The sequence below is a fragment of the Xanthobacter pollutisoli genome, from assembly GCF_040044995.1.
Lineage (GTDB): Bacteria > Pseudomonadota > Alphaproteobacteria > Rhizobiales > Xanthobacteraceae > Xanthobacter.
This window is the reverse complement of the sequence record NZ_JBDZDP010000001.1, coordinates 315557-341684: the sequence shown is the minus strand read 5'-3', so window position 1 is coordinate 341684 and position 26128 is coordinate 315557. Positions and strand designations below refer to the sequence as shown.

The 26128-nt window shown below is 68.3% G+C and carries 25 protein-coding genes; 17 read left to right on the top strand and 8 right to left on the bottom strand.

The window, feature by feature from the left end:
* Positions 1–18: 18 nt before the first annotated feature.
* Positions 19–1443, top strand: a complete 1425-nt coding sequence (locus ABLE93_RS01625) for a mandelate racemase (RefSeq protein WP_348837493.1) — start codon at positions 19–21, stop codon at positions 1441–1443.
* On the opposite strand, the gene ABLE93_RS01620 is transcribed toward ABLE93_RS01625, so the two are convergent.
* Both ABLE93_RS01620 and ABLE93_RS01615 read right to left on the bottom strand, forming a co-directional pair.
* The gene (locus ABLE93_RS01620; protein ID WP_348837492.1) at positions 1428–2309 is read right to left on the bottom strand and encodes an amidohydrolase family protein; all 882 of its coding nucleotides are present in this window, start codon (positions 2307–2309) and stop codon (positions 1428–1430) included. The genes ABLE93_RS01625 and ABLE93_RS01620 overlap by 16 nt on opposite strands.
* Entirely contained in the window at positions 2306–4015 is a 1710-nt protein-coding gene (locus tag ABLE93_RS01615; protein ID WP_348837491.1) for an IlvD/Edd family dehydratase, read from the bottom strand. Before ABLE93_RS01615 ends, ABLE93_RS01620 begins: the two co-directional genes overlap by 4 nt.
* Before the next feature lie 195 nt (positions 4016–4210).
* Between ABLE93_RS01615 and ABLE93_RS01610 the strand changes: the two genes are divergently transcribed.
* From ABLE93_RS01610 to ABLE93_RS01575, 8 genes are read left to right on the top strand one after another with little or no spacing between them, the layout of a single operon-like run.
* Positions 4211–5509: an ABC transporter substrate-binding protein gene (locus tag ABLE93_RS01610; RefSeq protein ID WP_348837489.1), complete on the top strand. Its 1299-nt coding sequence runs from the start codon at positions 4211–4213 to the stop codon at positions 5507–5509.
* 2 nt (positions 5510–5511) lie between these two features.
* A complete protein-coding gene (locus tag ABLE93_RS01605) occupies positions 5512–6465 on the top strand; it encodes a carbohydrate ABC transporter permease (protein ID WP_348837487.1) in 954 nt (317 codons plus the stop codon).
* 1 nt (position 6466) lies between these two features.
* Entirely contained in the window at positions 6467–7348 is an 882-nt protein-coding gene (locus tag ABLE93_RS01600; protein ID WP_348837484.1) for a carbohydrate ABC transporter permease, read from the top strand.
* Between the two features lie 7 nt (positions 7349–7355).
* Positions 7356–8507: an ABC transporter ATP-binding protein gene (locus ABLE93_RS01595; protein WP_348837481.1), complete on the top strand. Its 1152-nt coding sequence runs from the start codon at positions 7356–7358 to the stop codon at positions 8505–8507.
* Positions 8507–9523, top strand: a complete 1017-nt coding sequence (locus ABLE93_RS01590; RefSeq protein WP_348837478.1) for a Gfo/Idh/MocA family protein — start codon at positions 8507–8509, stop codon at positions 9521–9523. Before ABLE93_RS01595 ends, ABLE93_RS01590 begins: the two co-directional genes overlap by 1 nt.
* Positions 9520–10221 carry a GntR family transcriptional regulator gene (locus ABLE93_RS01585; RefSeq protein ID WP_348837475.1) on the top strand — a complete coding sequence of 234 codons (702 nt, stop codon included), beginning with the start codon at positions 9520–9522 and terminating at the stop codon, positions 10219–10221. The genes ABLE93_RS01590 and ABLE93_RS01585 overlap by 4 nt, the downstream gene beginning before the upstream one ends.
* 28 nt (positions 10222–10249) lie before the next feature.
* Positions 10250–11035 carry an SDR family oxidoreductase gene (locus ABLE93_RS01580; RefSeq protein ID WP_348837473.1) on the top strand — a complete coding sequence of 262 codons (786 nt, stop codon included), beginning with the start codon at positions 10250–10252 and terminating at the stop codon, positions 11033–11035.
* Positions 11036–11048: 13 nt separating this feature from the next.
* Positions 11049–11984 (top strand): dihydrodipicolinate synthase family protein, encoded by a 936-nt coding sequence (locus tag ABLE93_RS01575; RefSeq protein ID WP_348837470.1) that lies wholly within the window; start codon positions 11049–11051, stop codon positions 11982–11984.
* Positions 11985–12019: 35 nt separating this feature from the next.
* Here ABLE93_RS01575 and ABLE93_RS01570 read toward each other — a convergent pair whose 3' ends face one another.
* Complete coding sequence (locus ABLE93_RS01570; RefSeq protein ID WP_348837467.1) at positions 12020–12916, bottom strand: LysR substrate-binding domain-containing protein; 897 nt, start codon at positions 12914–12916, stop codon at positions 12020–12022.
* A gap of 312 nt (positions 12917–13228) precedes the next feature.
* Between ABLE93_RS01570 and ABLE93_RS01565 the strand changes: the two genes are divergently transcribed.
* The 8 genes from ABLE93_RS01565 to ABLE93_RS01530 all read left to right on the top strand — a co-directional run bounded on the left by ABLE93_RS01565 (position 13229) and on the right by ABLE93_RS01530 (position 21769).
* Positions 13229–14023 (top strand): SDR family NAD(P)-dependent oxidoreductase, encoded by a 795-nt coding sequence (locus tag ABLE93_RS01565; RefSeq protein ID WP_348837464.1) that lies wholly within the window; start codon positions 13229–13231, stop codon positions 14021–14023.
* A 35-nt stretch (positions 14024–14058) separates the two neighbouring features.
* Positions 14059–15318, top strand: a complete 1260-nt coding sequence (locus ABLE93_RS01560) for a ribulose-bisphosphate carboxylase large subunit family protein (protein ID WP_348837461.1) — start codon at positions 14059–14061, stop codon at positions 15316–15318.
* Positions 15315–16715, top strand: a complete 1401-nt coding sequence (locus tag ABLE93_RS01555) for a four-carbon acid sugar kinase family protein (RefSeq protein WP_348837458.1) — start codon at positions 15315–15317, stop codon at positions 16713–16715. Before ABLE93_RS01560 ends, ABLE93_RS01555 begins: the two co-directional genes overlap by 4 nt.
* A gap of 59 nt (positions 16716–16774) precedes the next feature.
* On the top strand, positions 16775–17548 hold the full coding sequence (locus tag ABLE93_RS01550; protein WP_348837455.1) for an SDR family NAD(P)-dependent oxidoreductase: 774 nt from the start codon (positions 16775–16777) through the stop codon (positions 17546–17548).
* Positions 17549–17576: 28 nt separating this feature from the next.
* Positions 17577–18596 carry a TRAP transporter substrate-binding protein gene (locus ABLE93_RS01545; protein WP_348837452.1) on the top strand — a complete coding sequence of 340 codons (1020 nt, stop codon included), beginning with the start codon at positions 17577–17579 and terminating at the stop codon, positions 18594–18596.
* Between the two features lie 178 nt (positions 18597–18774).
* Positions 18775–20598 carry a TRAP transporter large permease gene (locus ABLE93_RS01540; protein ID WP_348838453.1) on the top strand — a complete coding sequence of 608 codons (1824 nt, stop codon included), beginning with the start codon at positions 18775–18777 and terminating at the stop codon, positions 20596–20598.
* A gap of 149 nt (positions 20599–20747) precedes the next feature.
* A complete protein-coding gene (mtnC, locus tag ABLE93_RS01535) occupies positions 20748–21416 on the top strand; it encodes an acireductone synthase (RefSeq protein ID WP_348837449.1) in 669 nt (222 codons plus the stop codon).
* A 23-nt stretch (positions 21417–21439) separates the two neighbouring features.
* Positions 21440–21769: a 2Fe-2S iron-sulfur cluster-binding protein gene (locus ABLE93_RS01530; protein WP_348837446.1), complete on the top strand. Its 330-nt coding sequence runs from the start codon at positions 21440–21442 to the stop codon at positions 21767–21769.
* Positions 21770–21786: 17 nt separating this feature from the next.
* Here ABLE93_RS01530 and ABLE93_RS01525 read toward each other — a convergent pair whose 3' ends face one another.
* The 5 genes from ABLE93_RS01525 to ABLE93_RS01505 all read right to left on the bottom strand — a co-directional run bounded on the left by ABLE93_RS01525 (position 21787) and on the right by ABLE93_RS01505 (position 26125).
* Positions 21787–22461 carry a VIT1/CCC1 transporter family protein gene (locus tag ABLE93_RS01525; RefSeq protein ID WP_348837443.1) on the bottom strand — a complete coding sequence of 225 codons (675 nt, stop codon included), beginning with the start codon at positions 22459–22461 and terminating at the stop codon, positions 21787–21789.
* 122 nt (positions 22462–22583) lie between these two features.
* Positions 22584–23504 (bottom strand): aldo/keto reductase family protein, encoded by a 921-nt coding sequence (locus ABLE93_RS01520; protein ID WP_348837440.1) that lies wholly within the window; start codon positions 23502–23504, stop codon positions 22584–22586.
* Between the two features lie 50 nt (positions 23505–23554).
* Positions 23555–24706 carry an FIST signal transduction protein gene (locus ABLE93_RS01515; protein ID WP_348837437.1) on the bottom strand — a complete coding sequence of 384 codons (1152 nt, stop codon included), beginning with the start codon at positions 24704–24706 and terminating at the stop codon, positions 23555–23557.
* A gap of 198 nt (positions 24707–24904) precedes the next feature.
* Entirely contained in the window at positions 24905–25579 is a 675-nt protein-coding gene (locus ABLE93_RS01510; protein WP_510182968.1) for a UbiX family flavin prenyltransferase, read from the bottom strand.
* A gap of 15 nt (positions 25580–25594) precedes the next feature.
* Positions 25595–26125, bottom strand: a complete 531-nt coding sequence (locus ABLE93_RS01505) for a TIGR02444 family protein (protein ID WP_348837431.1) — start codon at positions 26123–26125, stop codon at positions 25595–25597.
* Between the last annotated feature and the right edge of the window lie 3 nt (positions 26126–26128).

Genomic DNA, 26128 nt, shown 5'->3' with positions numbered 1-26128 from the left:
CTTCTGAAAGGCAGATCCATGAGTGCGAACGCACCGACGCGGGTGCGGCTGGCCGAGGCCGCCGTGAGCGAGCGCGCGGCCCATCTGCGCATGCCGTTCCGCTTCGGCGTCGCCACGCTGAGGGAGGCGCGCCAAGCCGTGCTGACGGTGCGGATCGAGGCTGCGGACGGGCGCAGCGCCCACGGCATAGCCGCCGAATGCCTTCTGCCCAAATGGTTCGATAAGAACCCGGAGCTCTCCAACGACGACAATGTGGAGCAGCTGCGCACGTCGCTCGCGGTGGCACTGGAGCTCTACGGCGCGCTTGGCGCCGACACGCCATTCGGACTCTCGGCGGCGGTCTATGGCGCCCAGCAGGCGCGGTGCGCCGCACTGGGGCTCAATCCGCTGGTGGCCTCCTACGGCCCGGCGCTGGTGGACCGCGCCATACTTGACGCCCTGGGGCGGATGCTCGGCCTGTCCTTCGCCGCCATGATCCGCGGCAATCTGGCAGGTATCACCGTCACCTCTGGACTCACGCCCGACCTCGATGGGTTCGACTTGCCCCGGTTTCTGGCCCATCTGCAGCCTACCGACACCATCGGAGTGCGCCATACGGTGGGCCTGGTGGATCCCCTCACTGCCGCCGATCCGCGCGAAGGGCCGCCGGACGGGTTGCCGCAAACCCTTGAAGAGGTTGTTAAAACCTACGGCTGCCGGTACTACAAGCTGAAGGCGGGCGGCGACATGGCGGCCGATCTCGATCGCCTCACCCGCATCGCCGGCGTGCTGGATGCCACCGCCGGCGAATACCGGGCGACCCTCGACGGCAACGAGCAATATTCCGACGTGGACGGCATCGTCGAACTTTGGCGGCGGATGGCCGAAACGCCTGCATTGGCACGGCTTTGTGCGTCCATTCTCTATATCGAGCAGCCCATCAGCCGCACTGTCGCGTTGGAGCGGCAGGTGGGCCTGCTGGCCGCCGAAAAGCCCGTCATGATCGACGAATCCGACGCCACCCTGGATGCCTTCCCTCGCGCCATCTCATTGGGATATAACGGGGTTTCCAGCAAGACTTGCAAGGGCTTCTACAAGTCCATCCTCAACGCCGCCCGCATCGCCAGGCGCAACGCGGAATTGGGCGAGTCGCGATTCTTCCTTTCCGCGGAGGACCTTTGCACCTGGGCCGGCATCAGTACCCAGCAGGATCTGGCGTTGGTTGCCCTGCTTGGCCTCACCCATGTGGAGCGGAACGGCCACCATTATCTCGACGGCATGTCCTTCGCCCCCGACGCCGAGCAGGACGCCTTCGTAAAGGCCCACCCGGATCTCTATGCCCGCACGCCCGGCAAACCCGCGCGGTTGCTCATTTCCGGCGGCATGCTGGCCATCGGTTCCCTGGATTGCCCAGGCTTCGCCGTCGGCGTTCCGCCGGCCGGGATCGATCAGACGAAGCCGTAGAGGCGGGCGGGATTGGCCACGAAGATGGCGTGCCGCGTCGCCTCATCCGCCGCATCGAGCCCCAGCCGGAGGGCGCGGTCGAGGCTGTCGGGCATGTGCTCGAACATCTCGGTATGCGGCCAGTCGCTCGCCCAAAGCAGGCGGTCGGGCCGCACCGCGACGAGCGCCGCTATATAGGGCAGGAGGTCGGCGTAAGGTCCTGCAATGGAGAGGTAAGTGAGCCGGTAGGGGGCCGACAGCTTCACGAAGATGTTGCCCTCCGCCATAAGCTCCAGCAGGTCGCGGAACGGGCCGCTTTCGAGCGGAAGGCCGGGGGTGAGAAATCCGAGATGGTCGAGCACCACCGGGACCGGCGAGCGGCGCACCAGCGCGCCAAGCCCGGCCTCGGTGGCGAGCGTGACCTGAAGCTGGATGTGCCAGCCGAGCGGCGCGATCCGCTGGGCGAGGCTGTCGAAATCATCGAGCGAGAGACCGCCGGGATTGCGGCGGTTGATGCGGATGCCGCGCGCCCCCATCCGGTCGAGCTCGGCCAGGTCTGTATCAAGGATGGCTGGCGGCACCACCACCACGGCCCGCAGCCGCGCAGGGTCTGAGGCCAGCGCTTCCATCAGTGCCGAATTGTCGGTGCCGTAGACGCTGGGCTGCACCAGAACGGCGCGGTCGATGCCGAGAGCGTCCATCACCTTGCGATAGTCTGCCAGCCGCGCCTCGCGCGGCGTGTAATTGCGCGTCGGGGAAAGCGGAAAGCGGCCGAGGGGGCCGAAGACGTGCATATGGGTGTCGCAGGTCCCCCGCGGCAGCGCGCGCCCCGCCGGTGCCGCATCCACCGGACGCGGCGGCAGGCACAGCGGCGGAGGCTCACTCACGGCGTGCCGGTCCGCGGGCGGCGCAGGAAGTCGAAGTCGCATCCTTCGTCAGCCTGCAGCACGGTCTCCGCGAAGAGCCGCGCATAGCCGCGCGCCGGCAGCTCCGGCCCGGCAGAGGGGAGGGCGGCGCGCCGGTGCTCCAGCTCCTCCTCGGCCACCAGCAGGTCGATGCGCCGGCCGGCGGTGTCGAGCCGGATCATGTCGCCCGACTGCACCAACGCGAGGGGGCCGCCCACCGCCGATTCGGGGGTCATGTGCAGCACGATGGTTCCGAAGGCGGTGCCGCTCATGCGCGCATCGGAAATGCGCACCATGTCCTTCACGCCCTGCCGGCCGAGCTTCTTGGGGATGGGCAGGTAGCCGGCCTCCGGCATGCCCGGTGCGCCTTTGGGGCCTGTGTTGCGCAACACCAGCACGTCGTCCGCGGTGACGTCGAGGTCGGGATCGTCGATGCGGTTGGCCATGTCGCCCACCGATTCGAACACCAGCGCGCGCCCGGTGTGCTGAAGCAGCCGCTCGGTGGCCGCCGCCTGCTTCAGAATGGCGCCGCCGGGCGCGAGGTTGCCACGCAGGAGCACCATGGAGCCCTGCGGCTTGATGGGGTTGCTGCGCGGACGGATGACATCCTGTCCCGGAACGTCCTCGGCTGCTTCGACGCTCGCCCTCAGCGGCGCGCCGGTGATGGTGGGGACGTCGAGATCCACGAGGTCACCCAGTTGCTCCAACAGCTTGGGCACCCCGCCAGCGTGGTGGAAATGCTCCATGTAATGGGCGCCGGACGGCTTCAGATCCACCAGCACCGGCACGGCGCGCCCGATCTCGTCGAGGACGTCGAGGGACAGGGCGTGGGGCGTGCGCCCGGCGATGGCGGACAGGTGGACGATGCCGTTGGTGGAGCCGCCGATGGCCTGCATCACCACCATGGCATTGCGGAAGCTCGCGGGCGTCAGCAGATCGCTCGGCCGCGGGCCGCCGTCCACCGCCAGGCGCGCCGCCGCCTTCCCGCTCGCCTCGGCCAGACGCACACGCTCGGCATGGGGCGCGGGAATGGTGGCGCTCATGGGCAGGGAAAGGCCCAGCGTCTCGGTGATGCAGGCCATGGTGGAGGCCGTGCCCATTACCATGCAGGTGCCGACGGAAGGGGCCAGGCGGCCGTTGACCGTGTCGATCTCGGCCTCGTCAATCTCGCCGGCGCGGTGGGCGCTCCACAGGCGGCGGCAGTCGGTGCAGGCGCCGAGCACCTCGCCGCGGTGGTGGCCCACGACCATGGGTCCGACGGGCACCACGACGGTTGGCAGATCCACGCTCGCCGCCGCCATGATCTGCGCCGGAAGGGTCTTGTCGCACCCGCCGATGACGACGACCGAATCCATGGGCTGGGCGCGGATCATCTCCTCCGTGTCCATAGCCATGAGATTGCGCAGGAACATGGAGGTGGGGTGGGCAAAGCTCTCGTGGATGGAGATGGTGGGGAACACCATGGGCATGGCACCCGCCAGCATGACGCCGCGCTTCACCGCTTCGATGAGCTGTGGCGCGTTGCCGTGGCAGGGGTTGTAGTCGCTGTAGGTGTTGGTGATGCCGACGATGGGGCGCTCCAGCGCGTCGTCGGAATAGCCCATGGCCTTGATGAAGGCTTTCCGCAGGAACAGCGCGAACCCGTCGTCGCCATAGCTCGTCAAGCCCTTCCGTAATCCGCGCGCCATCCTCGCCTTCCTTGTGCCGATCATCCGCCGACGTTGAGCGGACAATTGGCTCACCCTTCCCTATTGTCAATAATGAATGCGTCTTGTCCGGTATCATCCGGCAGTTTTGAGATTCTCTCGCAGATATTATTGACAATATGGTTCCCCGCCCGCACTCTCCGGCCAAAATCAGAATACGCAGCAGGGAGGAGCGGAATGGGACGTCTTCGCAACAGAAGCAGGGTGGCGCTTACAGCGCTGGCCGTGTGTGGTGGAATGCTCGGCGCCGGGGTGGGTGTCGCCTCCGCCCAGACCCAGATCACCATGTGGAGCAACTGGCCGGATGAGCCGGCCAAGAAGGACTGGGTCTCCGCCCGGGTCCAGGAGTTCGAGGCGGCCAATCCGTCCTGCCAGGTGAAGCTCAGCTTCATCCCCAAGGCCGACATCTACACCCAGGCCAAGTCGGCGGTGCGCACCGGCCAGGCGCCGGACATCTTCTACATGGAGCCGGACCAGCCCGAGTTCCTCGCCGGCGGCTTCCTCGAGCCCCTCGACGACTACATCGATGTTTCCGCCATTGAGGATTGGGCCAAGCCCGCCTGGACCGCCAAGGGCAAGGTGCATGCGGTGCCGGTGGAGGCGTACACGCTGGAGCTCTATTACAACAAGGACCTCGTGAAGAAGGTGGGCGTCGACGTGCCCGCCTCTTACCAGCTCACCCAGGCCCAGTTCGCCGACCTCGTGAAGAAGGGCGTTGCCGCCGGCATCACCCCTGTGTCGCAGGGTGTCGGCGACCGTCCCTTCCCGGGCGGCCAGCTGCTGTTCGAGAGCCTCCTGCGCAAGCTCGGCAAAGACGACTACGGCAAGCTCCTCTCCGGTGAACTGTCGTTCAAGGACCCGCGGGTGGTGGAGGTCATGACCTGGGTGAAGGGCCTCGTGGACGACGGCGCCTATCCCAAGAGCTTCTCGACCCTCAAGCTCGGCGAGTCGCACTTCTATTTCTATAACACGCCGGGTGCGCTCACCTTCCCCGACCCGAGCTGGTTCACCGGCCGCGCCTTCGCGTCGCCGGAGAAGGGCGGCATGCCGGAAGGCTTCCCGCTGGGCATCATGCAGTTCCCGGCCATGGACAAGGGCGCCTGCCCCACCTGCAAGACGCTGGCTGTGTCCGGCAGCTTCGTCATGTACTCGCGCAGCAAGAACAAGGAATGCGCCGGCAAGCTCCTGAAGTCGATGGCCAACGTGACCAACGGCACCAAGTGGGTGAGCCAGGTTTCGCTGCAGAGCGGGCTCAAGTCCGATCCGGACAAGATCGAGAGCCCCCACAAGGCCTATTTCACGGACCTCAATGCCCGTAACACGGGTGTCCAGTACTTCTTCGGCACACCGCTGCTCCACTACCGGGCCAAGTGCGCCGAAACCTATGTGCAGGTCATGAACAACGCTTTCCCCGCCGGCCTCATCAGCGTCGCCGACGCGGCGGACAAGATGGACGCCGCCTGCCTCAAGAAGTGACAATGACGGACCTTGCCACCCTGAAACCCAAGAGCCGGGAGGAAGCGCAAGCTTCCTCCTCCGTTCTCGCCGATCCGCGTCGGGCGACGCGGCTGGTCCTGGCCATCTTCCTCGGCCCGGGGCTCATCGTTTACGCGGCGCTGACGGCCTATCCGGCCTTCCGCACCATCTTCGACAGCTTCTTCCACATCGAGGGCATGGAGACGACCTTCGTCGGCCTCGCCAATTATGTGGAGCTGATGGGCGACGAGACGTTCTGGATCGCGGTGCGCAACACCTTCATCTGGTCTTTCATCGCGCCCGTGCTCGATGTCGCGACGGGTCTTCTCCTCGCCCTCGCCCTCTACGCGGGCGTGCCTTTCGCGCGCTTCCTCAGGGTGGCGTGGTTCACCCCGGTCCTCCTGTCCTACGTGGTCGTCGCGATCCTGTGGATGTGGATCTACAATTACGATTGGGGTGTCGTGAACGTGATGCTGCGCGCGGTCGGGCTCGGCGACCTCGCGGCCTCATGGCTGGGCGATCCAAACCTCGCGCTGGGCGCGCTCATCGTCACGCACGCCTGGAAGTGGGCCGGCTTCAACATGGTGGTGTGCCTCGCCGCCATCCATTCCCTGCCGCGCGAAGTACTTGAGGCGTCCGAGCTCGACAATTGCGGCTGGGGCGCGAAGCTGCGCTACGTCATCATCCCCATGCTGCGGCCGACGCTGCTCAGCCTCTACATCCTCGCCTTCATCGGCAAGATGAAGATCTTCGACCTCGTCTGGATCATGACGCAGGGCGGGCCGCTCTGGGCCACCGAGACCGTCTCCACCTACGTCTACAAGCGGGCGTTCAACTGGAACACCTTCGACCTCGGCTATCCCTCCGCCATCGCCACCGTGTGGTTCCTGGTGGTGTGCGCCTCCGTCCTCATCCTCAACCGCGTGCTCGCGTCCAAGGACCGGCTGGAGTACTGACATGAGCCAAACCGCCGTCCTCGACGCCGGGCCGCGCCCCTCGGAGGGATCGCCGCGCCCCCTGCCGCGCTTCTTTGGCCGCGGCGCCCTCGCCTTCGTGCTGGGCGTCTACACCATCTATACGCTGGGTCCGTTCCTGTGGCTCGCCACCATGTCGGTGCGCACCACGGCGGAGATCAGCGCTGCTCCCTACGCCTGGCCCAGTACCTTCCACTGGGAGCAGTACCGCTCGGCCTGGGTGGATTCGGACTTCGCCATCTATTTCTGGAACTCCACCCTCGTGGTGGTGGGTGCGGTGGCGGTGGTGACGCTGATCGGCGCAGCCGCGGCCCATGCGCTGGCGCGCTATCGCTTCCGCGGCAACCGGCTGATCTATGCGGTCCTGTTCTCCTCCATCATCTTCCCGCCGCAGATCACCTTGATCTCGCTCTATCAGATCCTGGTGGAATACAATCTGTACAACAGTCTTCTGGGCCTCGCCCTGGTCTATGTCTCGCTCCAGCTGCCGCTCACCGTCTATCTGCTTGAAGGCTTCTTCGCCCGCATTCCTCAGGACCTGTTCGACGCGGCGAAGATGGATGGCTACGGCGACCTCGAGATCTTCTGGCGCATCGTGCTGCCGGTGGGCATGCCGGCCATCGCCACCACGCTGATCCTCAATTTCATTCAGCTGTGGAACGAATTCCTGTTCGCGGTCGTGCTCATCACCGATCCCGACAAGCGTACCCTGCCCATCGGCATCCGCGCCTTCATGGGCGACCATTTCCAGGACATCGGAATGATCGCCACGGGCGTGATGGTGTCGGTCATCCCGGTGATCGTCGCCTATGTCTTCTTCTCCGAAAAACTCATTCGCGGCATGACAGCCGGCGCCATCAAGTGAGGCTCAAATGGCCGTCGTCAGACTGGACAAGATCGTCAAGCGCTATGGCCTCACCGGGCCGACCGTGGTGGAGAACGTCGACCTCAATATCGCCGACGGCGAGTTCATGGTGCTGCTTGGCCCCTCGGGCTGCGGCAAGTCCACCACGCTGCGCATGATCGCCGGGCTCGAGACCATCTCGGGTGGCACGCTCTCCATCGACGGTCGGGTGGTGAACAACGTGCCGGCCAAGGACCGCGACATCGCCATGGTGTTCCAGTCCTACGCCCTATATCCGCACATGAGCGTCGCCGACAATCTCGCCTTCGGCCTGCGGCGTCGGGCAATTCCGGCGGCCGAAATCGAGCGGCGGGTGAAGGGAGTGGCCGACATCCTGGGCCTCGCCCCGCTGCTCGCCCGGCGCCCCGCTGCGCTGTCCGGCGGCCAGCGCCAGCGCGTGGCGCTCGGCCGGGCCATGGTGCGCGAGCCACAGGTGTTCCTGTTCGACGAGCCCCTGTCGAACCTCGATGCGGCGCTGCGCGTCAACACCCGCTCGGAGATCATCAAGCAGCACAACCGCCTCGGCTCCACCATGATCTACGTGACCCACGATCAGGTGGAGGCGATGACCATGGGCACGCGCATCTGCGTGATGAACGCCGGCAAGGTCGCGCAGATCGGCGCCCCGCTGGAGGTTTACTGGCAGCCGGCCAACACCTTCGTCGCCCGCTTCCTTGGCTCGCCGCCCATGAACCTGATGCCGGCAACGCTTTCGCCGGGGAACCGCCGCGCCACCAGCCCCGCCCTCGACGCGCCGCTCGGCCGCTGGTCCCACGCGACGCTGGCGACCTATGCGGGCAAGACCGTGACGCTTGGCGTGAGGGCCGAGGACCTCGGCCTGGAGAAGCCGGCGGGCGAGGCCGTCGGCGCCATCCGCGGCCGCACCGTCGCGGTCGAGCCGCTCGGTGCCGAGACTCTGCTTCTGCTGGACATCGGTGGCGGCACGGAGATCACCGCCCGCCTGCCGCGCCAGGTGGAGGCCTTTCTCGACCAGGAGGTGGAGTTGTTCTTCCGCCCCGAGGCGGCCTACCTGTTTGACGCCGAGACCGGCGATGCCATCGCGCCAGCGGCAGATTCTGCCACCGTGGTCAGCGCCGCGGTGAAGCGGAGGACCCATTGATGGCGCCGCTCAGGGTCGGCCTCATCGGCGCCGGCTGGGTCACGCAGCATCACCTGCGCGGCTGGCAGGAGATCGGCGATAAGGCGCGGGTCGTGGCCATCGCCGATCCCTCCTCAGCGCGGGCGGCCGAGCGCGCGGAGGCCTTCGCCATTCCTGCCGTGTTCGACAGCGCCGAGGCGATGCTCGCGGCCGGCGGGCTCGACGCGGTGGACATCGCCGCGCCGCGCGCCGTCCATGCCGATCTGGCGCGGCTGGTTGCCCGACACGGTCTGCCCATCCTGTGCCAGAAGCCGCTGGCGCCGACGCTCGCCGAGGCGGAGCGCCTCGTCGCCGACATCGGCGGACAGGTGCGCCTGATGGTGCACGAGAACTGGCGCTTCCGCGCCTATTACCGCCAGGCGGCGGCATGGCTGCGCGACGGGCGCATCGGCGCCGTCCGGGGCGCGGCGCTGACGCTGGTGACCAGCGGCACGGTGCCCGATGCGGACGGCCGGCTGCCGGCGCTGGAGCGCCAGCCCTTCATGGCGGGGGAAAGCCGCATGCTGGTGGCCGAGGTGTTGATCCATCATCTCGATACCTTGCGCATGCTGCTCGGGCCCCTGAAGGTCGAGGCGGCCGCATTGACCCGCACCTCGCCGGCGCTCAAGGGCGAGGACGGCGCGGTCATCCACCTTTCGGGCGGGGCGGGCGTCGGCGTCAGTGTGTTCGCCACCTTCGCCGCACACGGGGCCCCCCCGCAGCAGCGCGATCAGCTTCTGGTGGTGGGACGGGAGGGCGCCATCCGTCTCGACGGCACCGCGCTTGAGCTCAGCGGGTCGCAGCCGGAACGGCTTTCCTACGACGCCGATGCGACGTATCTCGGCTCCTACGCGGCGACCATCGCCCATTTCGTGGAGTGCCTTGCCAGCGGTGCGCCGTTCGAGACCGCACCCGAGGACAATCTTGAAACCCTGCGGCTGGTGGAGGATTGCTATCGTCTGTCGGGATTCGAGCAGGAAGGCAGGAGCGCGGCATGAGCGAGGCGTCCCTTATCGCCTCACGGGTGGACGAGCAGGCGGAGATCATGCGCCGCATCGAGGAGGACATCATCTTCGGCCGCCTCGCTCCGGGCTCCCGTCTGGTGGAAGACACGCTGATGGCCCGCTACGAGGCCTCGCGCCACTACGTGCGGCAGGCTCTGGTGCAGCTGGAGCGCACCGGCATCGTGCGGCGCGAGAAGAACGTGGGCGCCACCGTGCGCTCCTATTCGCCGGAGGAGGTCCGCCAGATCTACGAGGTCCGTGAGATGCTGACGCGGCAGGCGGCCCTGAAGATCCCGCTGCCGGCGCCTAAGGCGCTGGTGGAGCAGCTCAGGGCGATCCAGGCGGATTATGCCCGCCATGCCGAGACCGGCGACCTGCGCGGCATGCACGAGACGAACGACGCATTCCATCTCGTGCTGTTCTCGGGCTGCGGCAATCCCTATCTGGTGCAGACGCTTCAGGACTATATGGGCCTCACGCTCCCCATGCGGGCGAAGAACCTCGCGGACCGGGATGGCCTGACACTGTCGCTGCGCCAGCACGAAATCATGATCGAGCTGCTCCAGGGCACCGACAGCTGGGCGCTGGCGCAGCTGTGCGTCGATCACATGCAATACAGCAAGGCGGATTATCTGGAGCGCGCTGCCAAGGGCGCGCTCTGCGCGAATGCGTCCCACGGCATCGCCGATTGAGCCGCCGGGACAAGGAAAGGATCAGGTCATGGATCTCGGGTTGAAGGGCAAGACCGCGCTGGTGCTCGGCGCCGGCGGCGGCCTCGGCAGCGCCATCGCCGCGACGCTGGCGCGCGAGGGGGCGAAGGTTGCGCTGGGCGATATCGACGAAAAGGCGCTGGCCCGCGTCCAGGACACCATCGCGGGCGAGGGCGGTACCGCTTTCGCCCTCAAGTTCGATCTCTCCGACCTCGCGGGCATCGCCGCGCGCGTGGCGGAGATCGAAGCCGCCCTCGGCCCGGTGGACGTCCTCGTCAACAACACCGGCGGCCCGCCCCCGACGCCGGCCTCGGGGCAGGACCCAGCCCTGTGGACGAAGAGCTTCGGCGAGATGGTGCTCTCCGTCATCGCCCTCACCGATGCCGTGCTGCCTGGCATGCGGGCGCGCAAATGGGGGCGGATCATCACCTCCACATCGTCCGGCGTTGTTGCACCCATCCCTAATCTTGGAATCTCCAACGCATTGCGCCTCTCCCTCGTCGGCTGGTCCAAGACCCTCGCCCGGGAAGTGGCGCGCGACGGCGTCACCGCCAACATCGTGCTGCCCGGCCGCATCGCCACAGACCGCATCAAGTTCCTCGACGCCAAGAAGGCCGAGCGCGAGGGCCGCACGGTGGAGGAGGTCTCCGCCGAGAGCACCGGCTCCATCCCGGTGGGCCGCTACGGTGATCCGCAGGAATATGCGAGCGTCGTGGCCTTTCTCGCCAGCGCGCCAGCCTCCTATCTCACCGGCTCGGTCATCCGCGTGGATGGCGGCCTCATCGCCAGCATCTGAAATCGGGCTCGTCATGCTTCTCGATGCCACTGCCTCCGGGCTGTTTCCCATCGCTCCCACGCCGTTCACCCCCGACGGGGCGATCGACGAGGGCTCCCTCGATACCCTGATCGCCAAGTACCTGGAGGCCGGCGCCACCGGCGTCACCGTGCTCGGCATCATGGGCGAGGCGCCCAAGCTGGAACCGGAGGAATCGCTCGCCGTCACCGCCCGCTTCATCGCCGGCTTCGGCCAGCTGCCGGTGATCGTCGGCGTCTCGGCGCCGGGCTTTGCCGCCATGCGCTGGCTCGCCCGCGCCGCCATGGACAAGGGCGCCGCCGGTGTGATGATCGCACCGCCGCCAGCGCTGCGCACCGACGACCAGATCACCGGCTATTATCGCCAGGCCATCGAGGCCATCGGTGCCGACATCCCCTTTGTGATCCAGGACTATCCGCTCACGCTCACCGTGCAGATGACGCCTGGCGTGATCCGCCGCATCGTCGAGGAAAATCCCTCCTGCGTGATGCTGAAGCATGAGGACTGGCCGGGCCTGGAAAAGATCTCGGCCCTTCGGAATTTCCAGAAGGAGGGCAAGCTCAAGCCGCTCTCCATCCTCACCGGCAACGGCGGACTGTTCCTCGACTTCGAGATGGAACGCGGGGCCGATGGGGCGATGACGGGCTACGCCTTCCCCGAGATGCTCGGCGACGTCGTTCGTCTTCAGAAGGCGGGCGAGCGCGACGCGGCGCACGATCTGTTCGACGCCCATCTGCCCCTGCTGCGCTACGAGCAGCAGCAGGGCGTCGGTCTCGCGGTGCGCAAATATGTGCTGATGAAGCGCGGCTTCATCGCCTCCGACGCCCAGCGCAAGCCCGGCTCGGCGATCACGGCGGCGGCGCGGGCGGAGGTGGACTATCTCCTCGCCCGCCTCGCCCGGCACGATCCGCGGGCCGCGGCCATCGCCTGATCCCGGCTGCTCCGGCAGAAACTATGGGCGGGGCCTCATGCTCCGCTCGCCTGCCGCGTCATCTCCTCCTGGATCCATGCGGCGAGGCGCTTTACGTCGCTCCGGGTGCGCAGGTGCGGGGCGATCCACAGGCTGAGTTCGTGCGGACCGTCGACGAAGCCGAGGGGTGCCACGAGGTGGCCGCGCGCGATCTCATCCGAGGCCAGGATGCGCGGCGCCATGGCCACACCGAGCCCCGATGCGGCGGCCTGGATCATCAGATAGAAATGGTCGTAGGTCTCGTGGGCCGGTAGCTCCAGCCCCGGCCGGCCTATCGCCGACAGCCATTCGCCCCAGGCCGCGGCGCGGGTCGCCGTGCCGAGGATGCGGGCGCCCGCGAGATCGTCCGGCGTCGTGAGGCCGAGGCGGGCGGCATAGTCCGGGTGGCAGATGGGTCCGATCTCCTCGCGGATCAGCGAGCGGATGACCACCTCGTGCGGCGCCCGGAACATGCTGGAGCGGATCGCGACGCTGATCTCGTCGCGCACGAAATCCACCTCGCCGTAATTGATGTTGAGCCGCACCTCCACGTCGGCATGGTCGCGCTTGAACGTACCGAGCCTGGGGATCAGCCAGTTCATGGCGATCGTGGCCGAGCAGGAGAGGGTGAGGGGCGAGGGCGCGAGGCGGGAGACGCCGAGGCGCATCAGGTCGAACGCCTCGCCGAGATTGGCGGCCAGCTGCGCGCCGGCCGGGGTGGGCGCCACGGACTTCGGCAGCCGCCGCAGCAGCGACAACCCGAACTGCGCCTCCAGCTCCCGCACATGCCGGCTGACCGCTCCGTGGGTGACGCCGAGCTCCACAGCCGCGGTGGACATGCTGCCGAGACGCGCGGCAGCCTCGAAGGCGCGCAGGGCGTTGAGCGGCAGACGGGGCGGTGCCACTGCGGACATCTCCTTCTCACGTGTGAGAAAAACTCACAGCTATCTGCGCCGATTTGAGATTTCACCCGTTTTGCCCGGCATATAGGTTGACGCCCAATCAAGCAAGAAATCGGGTGGAAGAATGCCAGAAACAGCAACAGCCTTGCGCTTGGACTGACGCGTGCAAAGCGATGTCGTCATTGCTGCAGTGCCGTTTCGGCGTTGCGGTGGGGCGCCGGCCGTGTAAGCAGCAGGCGGCACCGGTCCACGCACCGGAGGGTCGGTGAGCGGGGTTCGCTCGCCGAGTTTTAGGCTCTCTCACCCGCACAGGAAAGTCACAGCATGAACGACCGCCTGAAGGACAAGATCGCCATCGTGTTCGGCGCCGGCTCGGTCGGCCCGGGCTGGGGCAACGGCAAGGCGACCGCCGTGACCTTCGCCCGCAACGGCGCGCACGTGGCCTGCGTCGACATCAATCCCGCCGCCGCGGCCGAGACCGTCGCCATCATCGCCGGCGAGGGCGGCCGTGCCTCGGCCCATTCCTGCGACGTCACCGTGTCGGACGCCGTGAAGGCGCTGGTGGAAGAGGTGGTCGGCGCACATGGCCGCATCGACGTGCTGCACAACAATGTGGGCTACGCCACCATGGGCGGCCCGGTGGAACTGAGCGAGGAGGCGTGGGACCGCACCCTCGACCTCAATCTGAAGAGCTGCTTCCTCACCACCAAGCACATCCTGCCGCACATGCTGGCGCAGCAGGCCGGGGCCATCGTCAACGTCTCGTCCATCGCCGCGGTGCGCTACACCGGCTATCCCTACGCCGCCTATTACGCCGCCAAGGCGGCGGTGAACAACTTCACCATGGGCCTCGCGCTGCAATATGCGCGCGATGGCATCCGGGTGAACGCCATCATGCCCGGGCTGATGAATACCCCGCTGATCTTCCAACAGATTTCCGGACAGTATGCGGACGCGGCCGAGATGGTCGCGGCCCGCGACGCCGCCTGTCCGACCGGCAAGATGGGCACGGCCTGGGACATTGCCAAGGCCGCCCTTTTTCTCGCCTCGGACGATGCCGCCTACATCACCGGCGTCAGCCTGCCCGTGGACGGTGGATTGAGTTGCCGCGCCGCCTGACGCGCGACGAAACCCTTTTTGTCGAGGACCTGCGTATGCCTCTGGACCGCATCGAAGCCGACTATCTCCTCGAAACCCCGGCCGATCCCGCACGCGCGGCCGAGGTGATCGCGGGCGAGCAGTCCAGCGGCACGTTCGTCGCCATCCCCGGCGAGACGCCAGAGCTCAAGGCACGCTCGGCGGCGCGGGTGGAGCGGCTTGAAATCCTGGATGAGGATGTGCCCGGCCGCTCCCTGCCCGCCGCCGGTGCGACACGGCCCGGCGAGCGCGTCACCCGGGCGCGGCTCACCATGTCCTGGCCGCTGGCGACGCTCGGCCCCTCCTTGCCCAACCTTCTTGCGACGGTTGCTGGCAATCTGTTCGAGCTGCGCGACGTGAGCGGCCTCAAGATCCTCGACATCCGCCTGCCGGATGCCTTCGCCGCCGCGTATAGCGGGCCGCGCTTCGGCGTGGAGGGCACGCGCCGGCTCGCCGGGGTGGAGCGCCGGCCCATCATCGGCACCATCATCAAGCCCAGCGTGGGCTTCGATGCCGCCGAGACCGCCCGCCTTGTGAAGGAATTGTGCGCAGCCGGCATCGACTTCATCAAGGACGACGAGTTGCAGTCGGACGGGCCGGCCTGCCCGTTCGACGAACGGGTGGCGGCGGTGATGCGGGTGATCGAGGCCGAGGCCGACCGCACCGGCAAGAAGACCATGTACGCCTTCAACCTCACCGGCGATCTTGAGCAGATGCGCCGGCGGCACGATACGCTCATCGCCCACGGCGCCACCTGCCTCATGGCGAGCCTCAACTCCGTGGGCCTCGCCGGCATGATCGAGCTGGGGCGGTTCGCGCAGCTGCCCATTCATGCCCACCGCAACGGCTGGGGCTATCTCACCCGGCATCCGCTGCTCGGCTGGTCCTACGTGGCCTGGCAGAAGATCTGGCGCCTCGCCGGGGCCGACCACATGCACGTCAACGGCCTCTCCAACAAATTCTCCGAGAGCGACGAGAGCGTCATCGAATCCGCCCGCACGTGCCTCACCCCCATGTTCGCGGACAAGCCCTGCACGGTGATGCCGGTGTTCTCCTCCGGCCAGACCGCGCGGCAGGTGCCGGGCACCTATGCCGCTCTGAAGTCCACGGATCTCATCATGACCGCCGGCGGCGGCATCATGGCTCATCCCGACGGCGCGGCGGCCGGCGTTCGCTCCCTGCGAGAAGCCTGGGATGCCACGGTCGCCGGCATCCCGCTGGACGTGCATGCCCGCAGCCACCCCGAGCTCGGGCGGGCACTGGAAATGGCCGCATGAACGCGCCGGCCTCGCCCTCCCGCCCGCTGCCCAACGGGCCGCTCGTCGCCTTCTACGGCGACGATTTCACCGGCTCGTCCGCCTCCATGGAGGCGCTCGCCTTCGCCGGGCTCCAGAGCGTGCTGTTCCTTGGTCCGCCGCCGCCCGATCGGCTTGCGGCCTTCGCCGGCTATCGCGGCATCGGCATCGCCGGGGTCGCCCGCGCCCGCGATCCTGACTGGATGGAAGCGAATCTGCCGCCGGTGTTCGATCTGCTGGCGGGGCTCGGCGCCCCGGTGGTGCACTACAAGGTCTGCTCCACCTTCGATTCCGCGCCGCATATCGGCTCCATCGGTCGGGCCATCGACATCGCCGCGCGCACCTTTGACGGCTTCGTTCCGCTGGTGGTGGGCGAGCCCGGCATGGGTCGCTTCCAGGCCTTCGGCCATCTCTTCGCCAACGCGCAGGAGAAGGGCAGGGCGCGGGGCTATCGGCTCGACCGCCACCCCACCATGGCGCGCCATCCGGTGACGCCCATGGACGAGGCCGACCTCGCCGTCCACCTCGCCCGCCAGACCGCGCGCAAGATCGGCCTCGTCGACTTCGTCGCCATGAAGCGCGGCGAGGCCGATGCGCGCCTCTCCACCGAACTCGCCGAGGGCGCGCAGGTGGTGCTCATCGACGTGCTCGACGCCGAAACCCTGGCGGAGGCCGGCCGCCTCGTCTGGGAGAAAGGCGCGCATCCGATCTTCACAGTGGGATCGCAGGGGCTGGAGACCGCCCTCGTCACCCATTGGCGGGCCGCGGGCCTCTTGCCGGAGGCGAGCCCTCCGGCCGGACCGAAGCCGGCGCCACGCATTGCTGTCGTCTCGGGGTCGGTGTCGCCCGTGACGGCCTCGCAGATCGCTTTCGCGGCCGAACACGGCTTTGCCCCGATCCGGCTCGACGCGGCGCGGGCGGTGGATGAGGCTGCATTCGATGCGGCGGTGGCCGATGCGGCGGCCAGCGCCCTCGCGGCGCTCTCGGAGGGGCGCGATCCCCTCGTCTACACCGCCGCCGGACCACAGGACGCCGCCGTCGCGGCGTTGCGGGAGGCGGTCGCCGCCTCCGGCAGCGCGACGGAGGCGGTGAACGACCGCATCGGCGCGGGCCTCGGCCGGGTGCTGGATACGGTGGTGCGCGAGGCGCGGCTCGGCCGCGCGGTGATCTCCGGCGGGGACACGTCCGGGCAGGCGGCCGCGGCGCTCGGCATCGATGCCTTGACCGCGCTCGCCCCCCTCTCCCCGGGCTCGCCGCTCTGCCGCGCGCATCAGGCCGGCGCCGGGGCAGGCCGGGACGGACTCGAAATCGCGCTCAAGGGCGGGCAGGTGGGCACCGCCGATTTCTTCGTTCGGGCCCGCGACGGCGTCGCGGCTTGAGCCATCAGCGGGGCGATCCCGCGGGAACGACAAGCGGGCCAACCCCGCATGGAGGACGCATGAGACTGAAGGACAAGATCGCGCTCGTCACCGGCGGCGCCCGCGGCATCGGCTTCGCGGTGGCGAAGGCCTTCGTGGCCGAAGGGGCGATCCCGGTGATCGCGGACGTCAACGCGGCGGGCGCGAAGGATGCGGTGGAGAAGTTGGGCCGCGGCCTCGCGCTCGGCGTGGACGTGGCGGATGCCGCCTCGGTCAACGCCATGGTGGCGGCCATCGTTGACGCCTACGGCCGGGTCGACATCCTCGTGAACAATGCCGGGGTCGGCGGCAACACGCCGTTCCTCGACATCGGCGTCGAGGAGTGGAACCGCACCATCTCCATCAACCTGACGGGCGCGTTCCTGGTGGCCCAGGCCTGCGCGCGGGAGATGGCGAAGGCCGGCGGCGGCAAGATCATCAACATCGCTTCCCTGTCCGGCCAGCGCGGCGGCCACGGCCGTGGCGCCTACGGCGCGGCGAAGGCGGGGCTGGAGCTGCTCACCAAGGTGATGGCGGTGGAGCTCGCCGAGCACAACATCAACGTCAACAATATCGCGCCCGGCGCCATCGAGACCGAGATGGCGAAGTTCGCCCACGATGGCCCGACGCGCGCCGCCTACAACTACCTCATTCCCATGACGCGCTACGGCACGCCGGAGGAGATCGCGGACGCCGCCGTGTTCCTCGCCTCCGACGAGAGCCGCTACGTGCACGGCCACACCCTCAACGTGGATGGCGGCTTCCGGGCCGCCGGCCTGATGTTCCGGGGCGGCAAGTCCGCCCCCTCCGCCTGAGCCGACAACAATCAAACGGGAGGACGCCATGACCTTTTCCATCAGCCGACGCCGCTTCGCCACCCTCGCGGCCGGCGGGGCGGTCGCCGCCGCTTTGCCGCTGCGCTTCGCCCACGCGGCGGAATTCAGCTTCAAGGTGGGCACCAACGTGCCGGAGAACCATCCGCTCAACGTCCACCTGCGCAAGGCCTCGGCGCAGCTCGCCGAGGCGACGAGCGGGCAGTTCGATCTCCAGATCTTCCCCAACAACCAGCTGGGTGCCGATTCCGACATGCTCTCTCAGCTGCGCTCCGGCGCGCTGGAGTGCTTCCTGAACTCGGGCGTCAACGTGCTCTCCACCATGATCCCCTCAGCCGCCATCTCCGGCGTCGGCTTCGCCTTCAAGGACTATGGCCAGCTCTGGAATGCCATGGACGGCAAGCTCGGCGCGCACCTTCGGGGCCAGATCACCAAGGGTGGCCTCGTTGTGATGGACAAGATCTGGGACAACGGCTTCCGCTATGTCACCAATTCGGTACGGCCCATCACCACGCCGGACGATCTCAAAGGCCTCAAGATCCGCGTTCCGGTGAGCGCGCTGTGGCTGTCGCTGTTCAAGTCCCTGGGCGCGGCGCCCACCGGGCTCAATTTCGCGGAAGTCTATTCGGCGCTGCAGACCCACGTGGTGGACGGCCAGGAGAATCCGCCGGCCATCATCTCCGCGGCGAAGCTTTATGAAGTGCAGAAATACTGCTCGGTCACCAACCACATGTGGGACGGCTGGTGGTTCCTCATCAATCGCCGCGCCTGGAGCCAGCTGCCGCCCGCGCTGCAGGAGAAGGTGGCGACCATCGTCAACGCCAATTGCATGGCCGAGCGCGAGGACGTGGCGAAGCAGAATATCGCGCTGCGCAAGGACCTCGCGGCCGCGGGGCTGATCTTCAACGACGTCAACACCGAACCCTTCCGCCAGACCCTGTCCAAGGCCGGCTTCTATACCGAGTGGCGCGGCAAGTTCGGCGAAGAGGCCTGGGCCCTGCTGGAAGAGTCCACCGGCAAGCTCGCCTGAACCGACGCAGACCCAGGCGCGCGGCTGGGATCGCCGCGCGTCGTTCGCGACCAGAACAACAGAAGCCGCAGCCGTGCGCCTCCCGCCGCCGGGGGCGGCGAGCGGCCCTTGGATCGGCGCCGGAGGAAGACACATGGACCACGCTCTCGATGCCCACGACGGCCTCATCGAGCCCGGAATGGCTCGCCGCACGTCGGGCCTCGCCGTCCTCATGCGTCCCATCGAGGCGCTTTCCGCGGCGCTCATCGTGGCGCTGGTCGGCCTCGTGCTCGCGGCGGTGTTCTGGCGCTACGTGCTGGGATCGCCCATCACGGCAGCGGACGAGATCGCCTCGTTCATCTTCCTGTGGATCGTGATGCTTGGCGCGGTCATCGCCATCGACCGCAACGAGCACCTGCGCCTCGCCATACTGGTCAACCGCGCGGCGCCGCCGGTGAAGCGCGTGATGGAAGCGACCGGGCTCGTGGTGATGGGCGCCTTCCTCGCCGCCCTGCTGCCCTCGGCCGTCGAGCACGCCTATTTTGAGAAGGACATCATCGCGCCGGCGCTCGACATTCCCATGGTCTATCGGGTCGCCGGCATTCCCCTCGGCATGGCGCTGATGCTGGTGGTGCTGGTCGCCAAGTTCGTACGCGAGACGCAGTTGCGCGACATGCTGGTCGCGTTCGCCATCGTCGGCGCCGCCATCGCACTGCTCTACCTGATGACGCCGCTGTTCGCCGTGCTGGGCAAGGCCAACATTCTGGTGCTGCTCGTGGCAGTGATCGCGGTGTGCCTGGCGCTCGGGGTCCCCATCGGCTTCTGCTTCGGCGCGGGCACGCTCGCCTTCCTCATGTTCTCCACCAAGCTGCCGCTCACCGTGATCGTCGGCCGGATGGACGAGGGCATGTCGAGCCTGATCCTGCTGTCGGTGCCGGTGTTCGTGCTGCTGGGGTGCATCCTCGACGCCACCGGCATGGGCAAGGCGATCGTCGATTTCCTCGCCTCGCTGCTGGGCCACGTGCGCGCCGGCATGTCCTATGTGATGCTGGGCTCGCTCTATCTCGTCTCCGGCATCTCCGGCTCCAAGGTGTCGGACATGGCGACCGTCGCCCCCGCGCTCTTCCCCGAGATGAAACGGCGCGGCAACCGGCCTTCGGAGATGGTGGCGCTGCTCGGCACCGGCGCCATCATGGCGGATACCGTGCCGCCCTCCATCGTGCTCATCGTCATCGGCTCGGTGGCGGGCGTCTCCATCGCGGCGCTGTTCGCCAGCGGCTTCGTCGTTGCCTTCTTCCTCCTCACCATCCTTGCGGTGGCGGCGCGCTGGAAGGCGCGGCACGAGAAGCTGGAGGGGGTGAAGCGGGCGACCATGGCGGTGGTGGGGAAGGCGCTGGCCGTGGCCGCGCCCGCGCTCGTTCTGCCCTTCCTGGTGCGCGGCGCCGTGACGGAAGGCGTCGCTACGGCCACCGAGGTGTCCACCATCGCGGTGCTCTACGCCCTCATCGCCGGCATGACGCTGTATGGCGGCATCCGCATGGGCCAGATGTACAAGATGCTGATCGAGACCGCCGCCATGACCGGCGCGATCCTGCTCATCCTCGGCACCGCATCGGCCGCGGCCTGGGCGCTGACCCAGACCGGCTTCGCCCAGGTGCTCGCCACCGCCATGCAGGGGCTGCCCGGCGGCTGGATGGTGTACATGGCGGTGACGGTGGTGACCTTCCTGATCCTCGGCTGCCTGTTGGAGGGCCTGCCGGCCATCGTCCTGCTGGCGCCGCTGATGTTCCCCATCGCCAAGACGCTGGGGATCGACACGGTGCATTATTCCATGGTCGTCGTGGTCGCCATGAACATCGGCCTGTTCCTGCCGCCGGTGGGCATCGGCTTCTACATCGCCTGCTCCATCGGCAAGGTGGAACCGGACACGGCCATGCAAACCATCTGGTTCTATCTGGCGGCCCTGTTTGTCGGCCTCATCGCCATCGCGCTCATTCCAGCCATCTCCATCGGGCTGATCTGAGGCTGCCGGGCACCGCGCGGCATCTGGCACGCGCGGTGCTTGCCCCTGCCGTCAAGGCGTGATCGCGGCGCGGACGCGCCGGCGCGTGGCGGCTTTCGGACAATCGAGGGTCGTCCGACGCCGCACACCGCGCCGCCGGGGGCTCTTGCATGACCATACGTGCCATCCTGACCGACATCGAGGGCGCCGCGGGCCCCCTGTCGTTCCTCAGCGAGACGCTGGTGCCCTATGCCCGCGACCGGCTCGGGACCTTCATCGCGGCGAACGAGGAGGACGAGGAAATCGAGGAGGCGCTGGAGGAGGCGGGCCGCCTCATGGGCGGCTTCTCCCTGAAGGTGGACGAGGCCCAGGCCCTGCTGCTGCGCTGGATGAAGCAGGGGCGCAACCCGACGCCGCTCAAGGTCATTCTCGGCCGGATCTGGGAGCAGGGCTACGAGGCCGGTGCCTTCAGCGCCTCGCTCTATCCCGATGCCGCTCCCGCCCTCCAGGCATGGAAGGATGCGGGCCTTCGCCTCTACACGTATTCCGCCAGCTCGGAGCGGGCTCAAAAGCTGTGGCTCGCCTCGGCCGGCCTGGACGCGGCGGTGTTCGACGGCTTCTTCGACACCCGGATGGGCCAGAAGACCGAGGAGGAATCCTACAAGGCCATCGCCGCCGAACTGGCGGTGCCGCCGGCGGAAATCCTGGTGCTGTCGGCGAGTGACGACGAGCTCGACGCCGCCCGTGCGGCCGGCCTTTCGACCCTCCGGATCGCGCGCGAGGGCGGCGGGGGCACCCATCCCCATGCAGCGGATTTCGCGTCCGTGACGCTTCCCTAAGCGCGAAGAGCGGAGGCCGAGAGATGGCGAGCTTCACCGTCGAGACCCGCAGCGGCGCGGTGGTCGAAGTCACGGCCAGGGACGGCGCGACCTTGCTCAAGGCCATGCGCAAGGCGGGTTTGGACGAGGTGGAAGCCCAGTGCGGCGGCGGTTGCGCGTGCGCCACCTGCCATGTCTACGTCACGCCACCGGACGGGGTGATGCTGCCTCCCATGGGTGCCGGCGAAAGCCGGATGCTGGGGACGAGCCGCTTTCGCACCCTCGCCTCCCGCCTGTCCTGCCAGATAAAGGTGGAGGCGGCGCTTGAGCGCATGCATGTGGTGATCGCCCCGGACGACGGCGGCGCTTTCTGACCCCCGTCGCCCGCCGCTCAGGACGACAGGAAGTGGCCCATGGCGATGCCCGCGAGAGCGGCGGAGGCGGCGATCGCCAGCGTCTCCAGCGTGGCTCGAACCACGGAGCGCTTGCCCACCAGCCCCCGGCCGATGCCAAGCGCCAGGAGCAGTACCGTGGTCAAGCCGAGGGAAACGAGGCGGGCGCTTTCCATGGGCAGGAAGGCGAAGGGCAGCACCGGTGTGAAGCCCGCGAACAGGTCCGACACGAACATCCAGAAGGCGTGCGAGGCGGGGCTTGCGCCGTCATCCGCGTCGGCGAGCTCGCTCCGCAGGCCGACCACCGCGCGCGGCGCGCGGGCGAGGGCGACGGCCACCTGGGTGACATCCCCCGGCGCCATCCCGCCGCGGGCGAGCGCCTGGGTGATGGCCGCCGCCTCGGTTCTTGCCGCCTGCGGATCCAGCGCGCCGTCCCGCCGGGCCCGGCGGGCATCCCGTACCGATTCCGCATCGAGATAGCTGCCGGCCATCATGGAGACCGCGGCGGCGGCCGCGCCGGTGGCGCCAGCGACCAGCACCGTGTGTGGGTCGCTGGTGCTGATGGCGACGCCGAAGACGAGCCCGAAGATGGAGACGGTGCCGTCCTCCATGCCGAACACCACGTCGCCGATTGAGGCCTTGAGCGAAGCGAGGACACGCGCGGGCGTCAGCATCCGTGGTCCTTTCGGCCGGTCCTTGCCGGCGCATGCGGGTCGGGGTGGAGGCATGCGCCCCGGTGTGGGCGCACCTCCAGCTTAGCTGAGGGCGGGACCCCTTTCGAGCTTTGCAGCACGCATCACCGCAGCAGGGCGGCAATACTCGCGCATGCGGCGTTGTCGAGGCGGAAATCGAAGATCGCCAGATCCTGCGCCATATGCTCGGGCGAGGACGTCCCGGTGAGGCACGCCATATCCTGCTGGGTGAGATAGCGGAAGAACACCTGAGCCGGCGTGCGGCCGAGCTGCGCGGCGAGATCGGTGAGCGCCGGCGCCGCGAGGATGGCGGGGTTGGCGGTCAGCGTCCAGAAGCTCTGGTAGACGATGCCCCTGCTGCGGCAGAAGGCGCGGATCTCCTGGTCGAAGCCGGTCTTGGCGTAGAAGCGGTTCTGCACCACCGCCGGCTTGATGCGCGCTGCGTCGTAGATCCGCTCCAGGCGATCCGGCTCGTAGCAATTGCTGATGCCGAGCTGGCGCACGCCGCCGGCGTCGTGCAACTCCTCCATAGCGCACCACACCGTCAGCGTGTCGCGGTCGCGCGGGTAGGGGGAGTGCAGCACGAGACCGTCGAGATGGTCGGTGCGAAGGTTGGCGAGGGAGACGGCAAAGGACTGCCGCACCTGGTCGGCGAGCCGGGCCTTGGGATTGTAGGGCACGTTGTCCGGGTCCTGGCCGCGGAACGGGGTGAACTTGGTCTGAACATAGATGTCGGCGCGCTTCAGCGTGGCTCCGGGACCCGAGCCCAGGACCGCACCGAGCGCCTCGCCCACCCCGGGCTCGTGATAGTGCTTGGGCTGGCAGGCGGTGTCGATGCCGCGGAACCCGGCGCGCAGGGCCTCTTCCACCAGCGCCGCGGTGCGCTCCTTCTTCCAGGCGGTGCCATAGAGGATGCGGGGCAGGGCGACCCCGGCCGCGGAGACGATGACGCGCTCCGCCTCAGGCGCATCCTTCCGCGCCCCCGGCCGGCTCGCCTTCGTCGTGCTCCGTTTCGGTGCCGCCATCCTGAAGTCCCTGTGCGCTCTTCCTGCCGGCAGGGCGAACGATCCCACCGTCAGGCCGCGCCGGTGAACACCGTCAGCACGCCGGTATAGCCATAGAGATGATGCCGGGCGATCTCGCCGCCGGCGAAGAAGCCCACCAGAGGCACGGCGCCGAGGGCCTTGCTCACCATTTGGAACTCCGCATGAGGCTCGCCAAAGTGTGGGCCGCCGCGGCCCGAGCAGCTCACGTAGAGCGCGCCCCGGATGCCGCCGGCAGCGTCCGCCTGGCCCTTGACCTCGGCGAGGATCCGCATGAGGTCGTGGCGGGCCGCATCGGCGTTGCGCTTGCAGAAGGCGAGCTTCATGCCGGCGCTGATCTGCTCGGCCACCACCAGCACTCCGCTCTTGCGGCCGACGCCCAGCAGATGGCGCACCTCGGTGTTGGTGCCGAACTGGCCTGGGCGGATGGAGACGTCCTCGTCGCTGGCGATGAGGCCCGCCAGGGTGTGGGCCAGCTCCTGGCGCAGCTCGGGATCGGGAATTTCAGGATCGAGATCGAGATCCCCGACCACGCAGTCGAGCGCCCGCGCACCGTCCAACGTCACCAGGAGATTGCCTTCCGCCCGCGAGATGGTCCGCAGCGGGCCGATGGGCTGGCAGCCCTGCGTGACGCGCGACAGCACTGGCACGTCGGGACCGAAAGCGACGCCCGATACCCCGCCCAGCATCACGTCGTCGGCGAAGCACAGGGGCTGATTGCGGGCCGAGGAGAGGCCGCCGAAGAGATAACCGGTGGTGGTGCGATCGCTCAGGGCCTTCAGTTCGGCCGGGAGGTCGGGGCGTCCGCCGTCGGCGTGGACGAGGGCGGTGAAGGCATCGAAGCCGTCAGCCCCCGCATCGAGCGGTCGGGGGTCGGAAAACACCTTGAACGAGGCCGGCGGCAGATCAGCCAGCATGAGGACCATGGCCGGCTCGTCGAAATATTCGACCCCCTCGGCGGCGACGCCGACGCCGACCGTCCCAACCCAATGGACGCCGGGCATGTGCTCCTGAAGCGCCTCGAGGATGTTGCCGGCGGCCTTTGTGTAGTGGTCGGTGAGATAGCACCAGCCAAGATTCGGCTTCGGCGCGTTCTGGAGCTTGATGCGCACGTCGGCCCAGCAGGAGCCGAGGGCGAGCTGCCAGTCGGCATTGCCGGCATGGGCGCAGATGAAATGGCTCATGGGAGGGCTTCGGCAGGCATGAGAGGGCGCCCGGCGCAGCGCGCCGGCGTCATGGCGGGCCGCACGACGGCCGCGCGCGAATGGGCCGGTGCGAGCGTTGTCGGGTCGCTATTGTCGCAAAGCGACGGTTGAGATGTCATGGCCACAGCCGATGCAATGGCTGTGCCGCCATGCTGGTGCGAGCCGTGGCGCGGGGCCTCAGGCCCCGCCGTTGGACTTTCCGTCGCCGCCTGCCGGTTCGTCGGGCGCCTCGCCTTCGCCGGGGCCGGTCTCCGTGGGCTCTTCGGTCCATCGCTTGACCGACGGAAGGTGCAGCCCGAACAGGTCAAGCGCGCGGCCCACGGTCTGGGTCACCATGTCGTCCAGCGTTGCCGGACGGGCGTAGAAGGCGGGAACCGGGGGCATGATGATGGCGCCGTTCCGGTCGGCCCGCGCCATGAGGTCGATATGCCCGGCGTGAAACGGCGTCTCGCGGAACAGCAGCACCACGCGCCGGCGCTCCTTCAGGCACACGTCCGCCGCCCGCACCACCAGATCGTCATTGTAGCTGTTGGCGATGCCGCTCAGGGTCTTCACCGAGCACGGCGCCACCAGCATGCCGACGGTGGTGAACGAGCCCGACGATATGGAGGCGCCGATGTCCTTGTGGCTGTATATCCGGTCCGCCAGCGCCTTGATGGCGTCGAGGCCCATATCCAGCTCGGCAAGGGCGGTGCGCGCGGCGGCGGGCGAGATCACCACGTGGGTCTCGATGTCCTCCACCGCCCGCAGCACCTCTAGCGCCTTGACGCCATAGACGATGCCGGACGCGCCGGTGAGGGCGACGATCAGTCGTCGTTTGTCAGCCACGCCGGCCTCCCTGTCGCTGCGAATGGGTCTGCGGCCTTCTCATCGCGCCCGCACGGCCACGCGCAGGGTCTCGCCGGCTTCCGCCACCCACGCCTCTTCCGGCTGCGGACCGCCAAGGGTCGCGAGGATGGCGGCCAGATTGGCGGCGGCCGCATCCGGCGAGGGTTCGGTGGTCTGGATCCAACGGCGCCGGGTGGCCGCCAGCGCATCGAGCTCGATGCGCTCGGCGGCAAGCTCGGCCGCCTTGATGGTTTCGCGCAGGGCATCGGACGGCGGATTGGGCGCTGGCAAGGGCCCGCCCTTCAGCCGCCGGCGCAGGGCGCGCAGGACGCCCACGATCTCGCCGTGCCAGGCTTCCACCTCCCGCCCGAGGTCCTCGATCTCGCCCGTGGTCAGCCACACCCCGCGCTCGGCTCCGAGCCACAGGACAAACAGCAGCAGCGGGACGTTGGCGCCGCGGCGATCCTGCAGGGCAAGGCACGCCTCGCCCACCCCAGGGTGGCCATAGACTGCGAGCGCGAACGCCCAGAGCGCCGCCGCCGCGTCATCGCCCATATGATCCTTGCTCATGCC

Excerpts from the sequence above, each read along its gene's own strand:
- ABLE93_RS01575 (WP_348837470.1), top strand. The coding sequence starts at position 11,049 with ATGCTTCTCGATGCCACTGCCTCCGGGCTGTTTCCCATCGCTCCCACG.
- ABLE93_RS01605 (WP_348837487.1), top strand. The coding sequence starts at position 5,512 with ATGACGGACCTTGCCACCCTGAAACCCAAGAGCCGGGAGGAAGCGCAA.
- ABLE93_RS01615 (WP_348837491.1), bottom strand. The coding sequence starts at position 4,015 with ATGGCGCGCGGATTACGGAAGGGCTTGACGAGCTATGGCGACGACGGG.
- ABLE93_RS01565 (WP_348837464.1), top strand. The coding sequence starts at position 13,229 with ATGAACGACCGCCTGAAGGACAAGATCGCCATCGTGTTCGGCGCCGGC.
- ABLE93_RS01610 (WP_348837489.1), top strand. The coding sequence starts at position 4,211 with ATGGGACGTCTTCGCAACAGAAGCAGGGTGGCGCTTACAGCGCTGGCC.
- ABLE93_RS01550 (WP_348837455.1), top strand. The coding sequence starts at position 16,775 with ATGAGACTGAAGGACAAGATCGCGCTCGTCACCGGCGGCGCCCGCGGC.
- ABLE93_RS01545 (WP_348837452.1), top strand. The coding sequence starts at position 17,577 with ATGACCTTTTCCATCAGCCGACGCCGCTTCGCCACCCTCGCGGCCGGC.
- ABLE93_RS01600 (WP_348837484.1), top strand. The coding sequence starts at position 6,467 with ATGAGCCAAACCGCCGTCCTCGACGCCGGGCCGCGCCCCTCGGAGGGA.
- ABLE93_RS01595 (WP_348837481.1), top strand. The coding sequence starts at position 7,356 with ATGGCCGTCGTCAGACTGGACAAGATCGTCAAGCGCTATGGCCTCACC.
- ABLE93_RS01505 (WP_348837431.1), bottom strand. The coding sequence starts at position 26,125 with ATGAGCAAGGATCATATGGGCGATGACGCGGCGGCGGCGCTCTGGGCG.
- ABLE93_RS01625 (WP_348837493.1), top strand. The coding sequence starts at position 19 with ATGAGTGCGAACGCACCGACGCGGGTGCGGCTGGCCGAGGCCGCCGTG.
- ABLE93_RS01555 (WP_348837458.1), top strand. The coding sequence starts at position 15,315 with ATGAACGCGCCGGCCTCGCCCTCCCGCCCGCTGCCCAACGGGCCGCTC.
- ABLE93_RS01585 (WP_348837475.1), top strand. The coding sequence starts at position 9,520 with ATGAGCGAGGCGTCCCTTATCGCCTCACGGGTGGACGAGCAGGCGGAG.
- ABLE93_RS01530 (WP_348837446.1), top strand. The coding sequence starts at position 21,440 with ATGGCGAGCTTCACCGTCGAGACCCGCAGCGGCGCGGTGGTCGAAGTC.
- ABLE93_RS01580 (WP_348837473.1), top strand. The coding sequence starts at position 10,250 with ATGGATCTCGGGTTGAAGGGCAAGACCGCGCTGGTGCTCGGCGCCGGC.
- ABLE93_RS01515 (WP_348837437.1), bottom strand. The coding sequence starts at position 24,706 with ATGAGCCATTTCATCTGCGCCCATGCCGGCAATGCCGACTGGCAGCTC.
- ABLE93_RS01525 (WP_348837443.1), bottom strand. The coding sequence starts at position 22,461 with ATGCTGACGCCCGCGCGTGTCCTCGCTTCGCTCAAGGCCTCAATCGGC.
- ABLE93_RS01540 (WP_348838453.1), top strand. The coding sequence starts at position 18,775 with ATGGCTCGCCGCACGTCGGGCCTCGCCGTCCTCATGCGTCCCATCGAG.
- mtnC (WP_348837449.1), top strand. The coding sequence starts at position 20,748 with ATGACCATACGTGCCATCCTGACCGACATCGAGGGCGCCGCGGGCCCC.
- ABLE93_RS01520 (WP_348837440.1), bottom strand. The coding sequence starts at position 23,504 with ATGGCGGCACCGAAACGGAGCACGACGAAGGCGAGCCGGCCGGGGGCG.
- ABLE93_RS01590 (WP_348837478.1), top strand. The coding sequence starts at position 8,507 with ATGGCGCCGCTCAGGGTCGGCCTCATCGGCGCCGGCTGGGTCACGCAG.
- ABLE93_RS01570 (WP_348837467.1), bottom strand. The coding sequence starts at position 12,916 with ATGTCCGCAGTGGCACCGCCCCGTCTGCCGCTCAACGCCCTGCGCGCC.
- ABLE93_RS01560 (WP_348837461.1), top strand. The coding sequence starts at position 14,059 with ATGCCTCTGGACCGCATCGAAGCCGACTATCTCCTCGAAACCCCGGCC.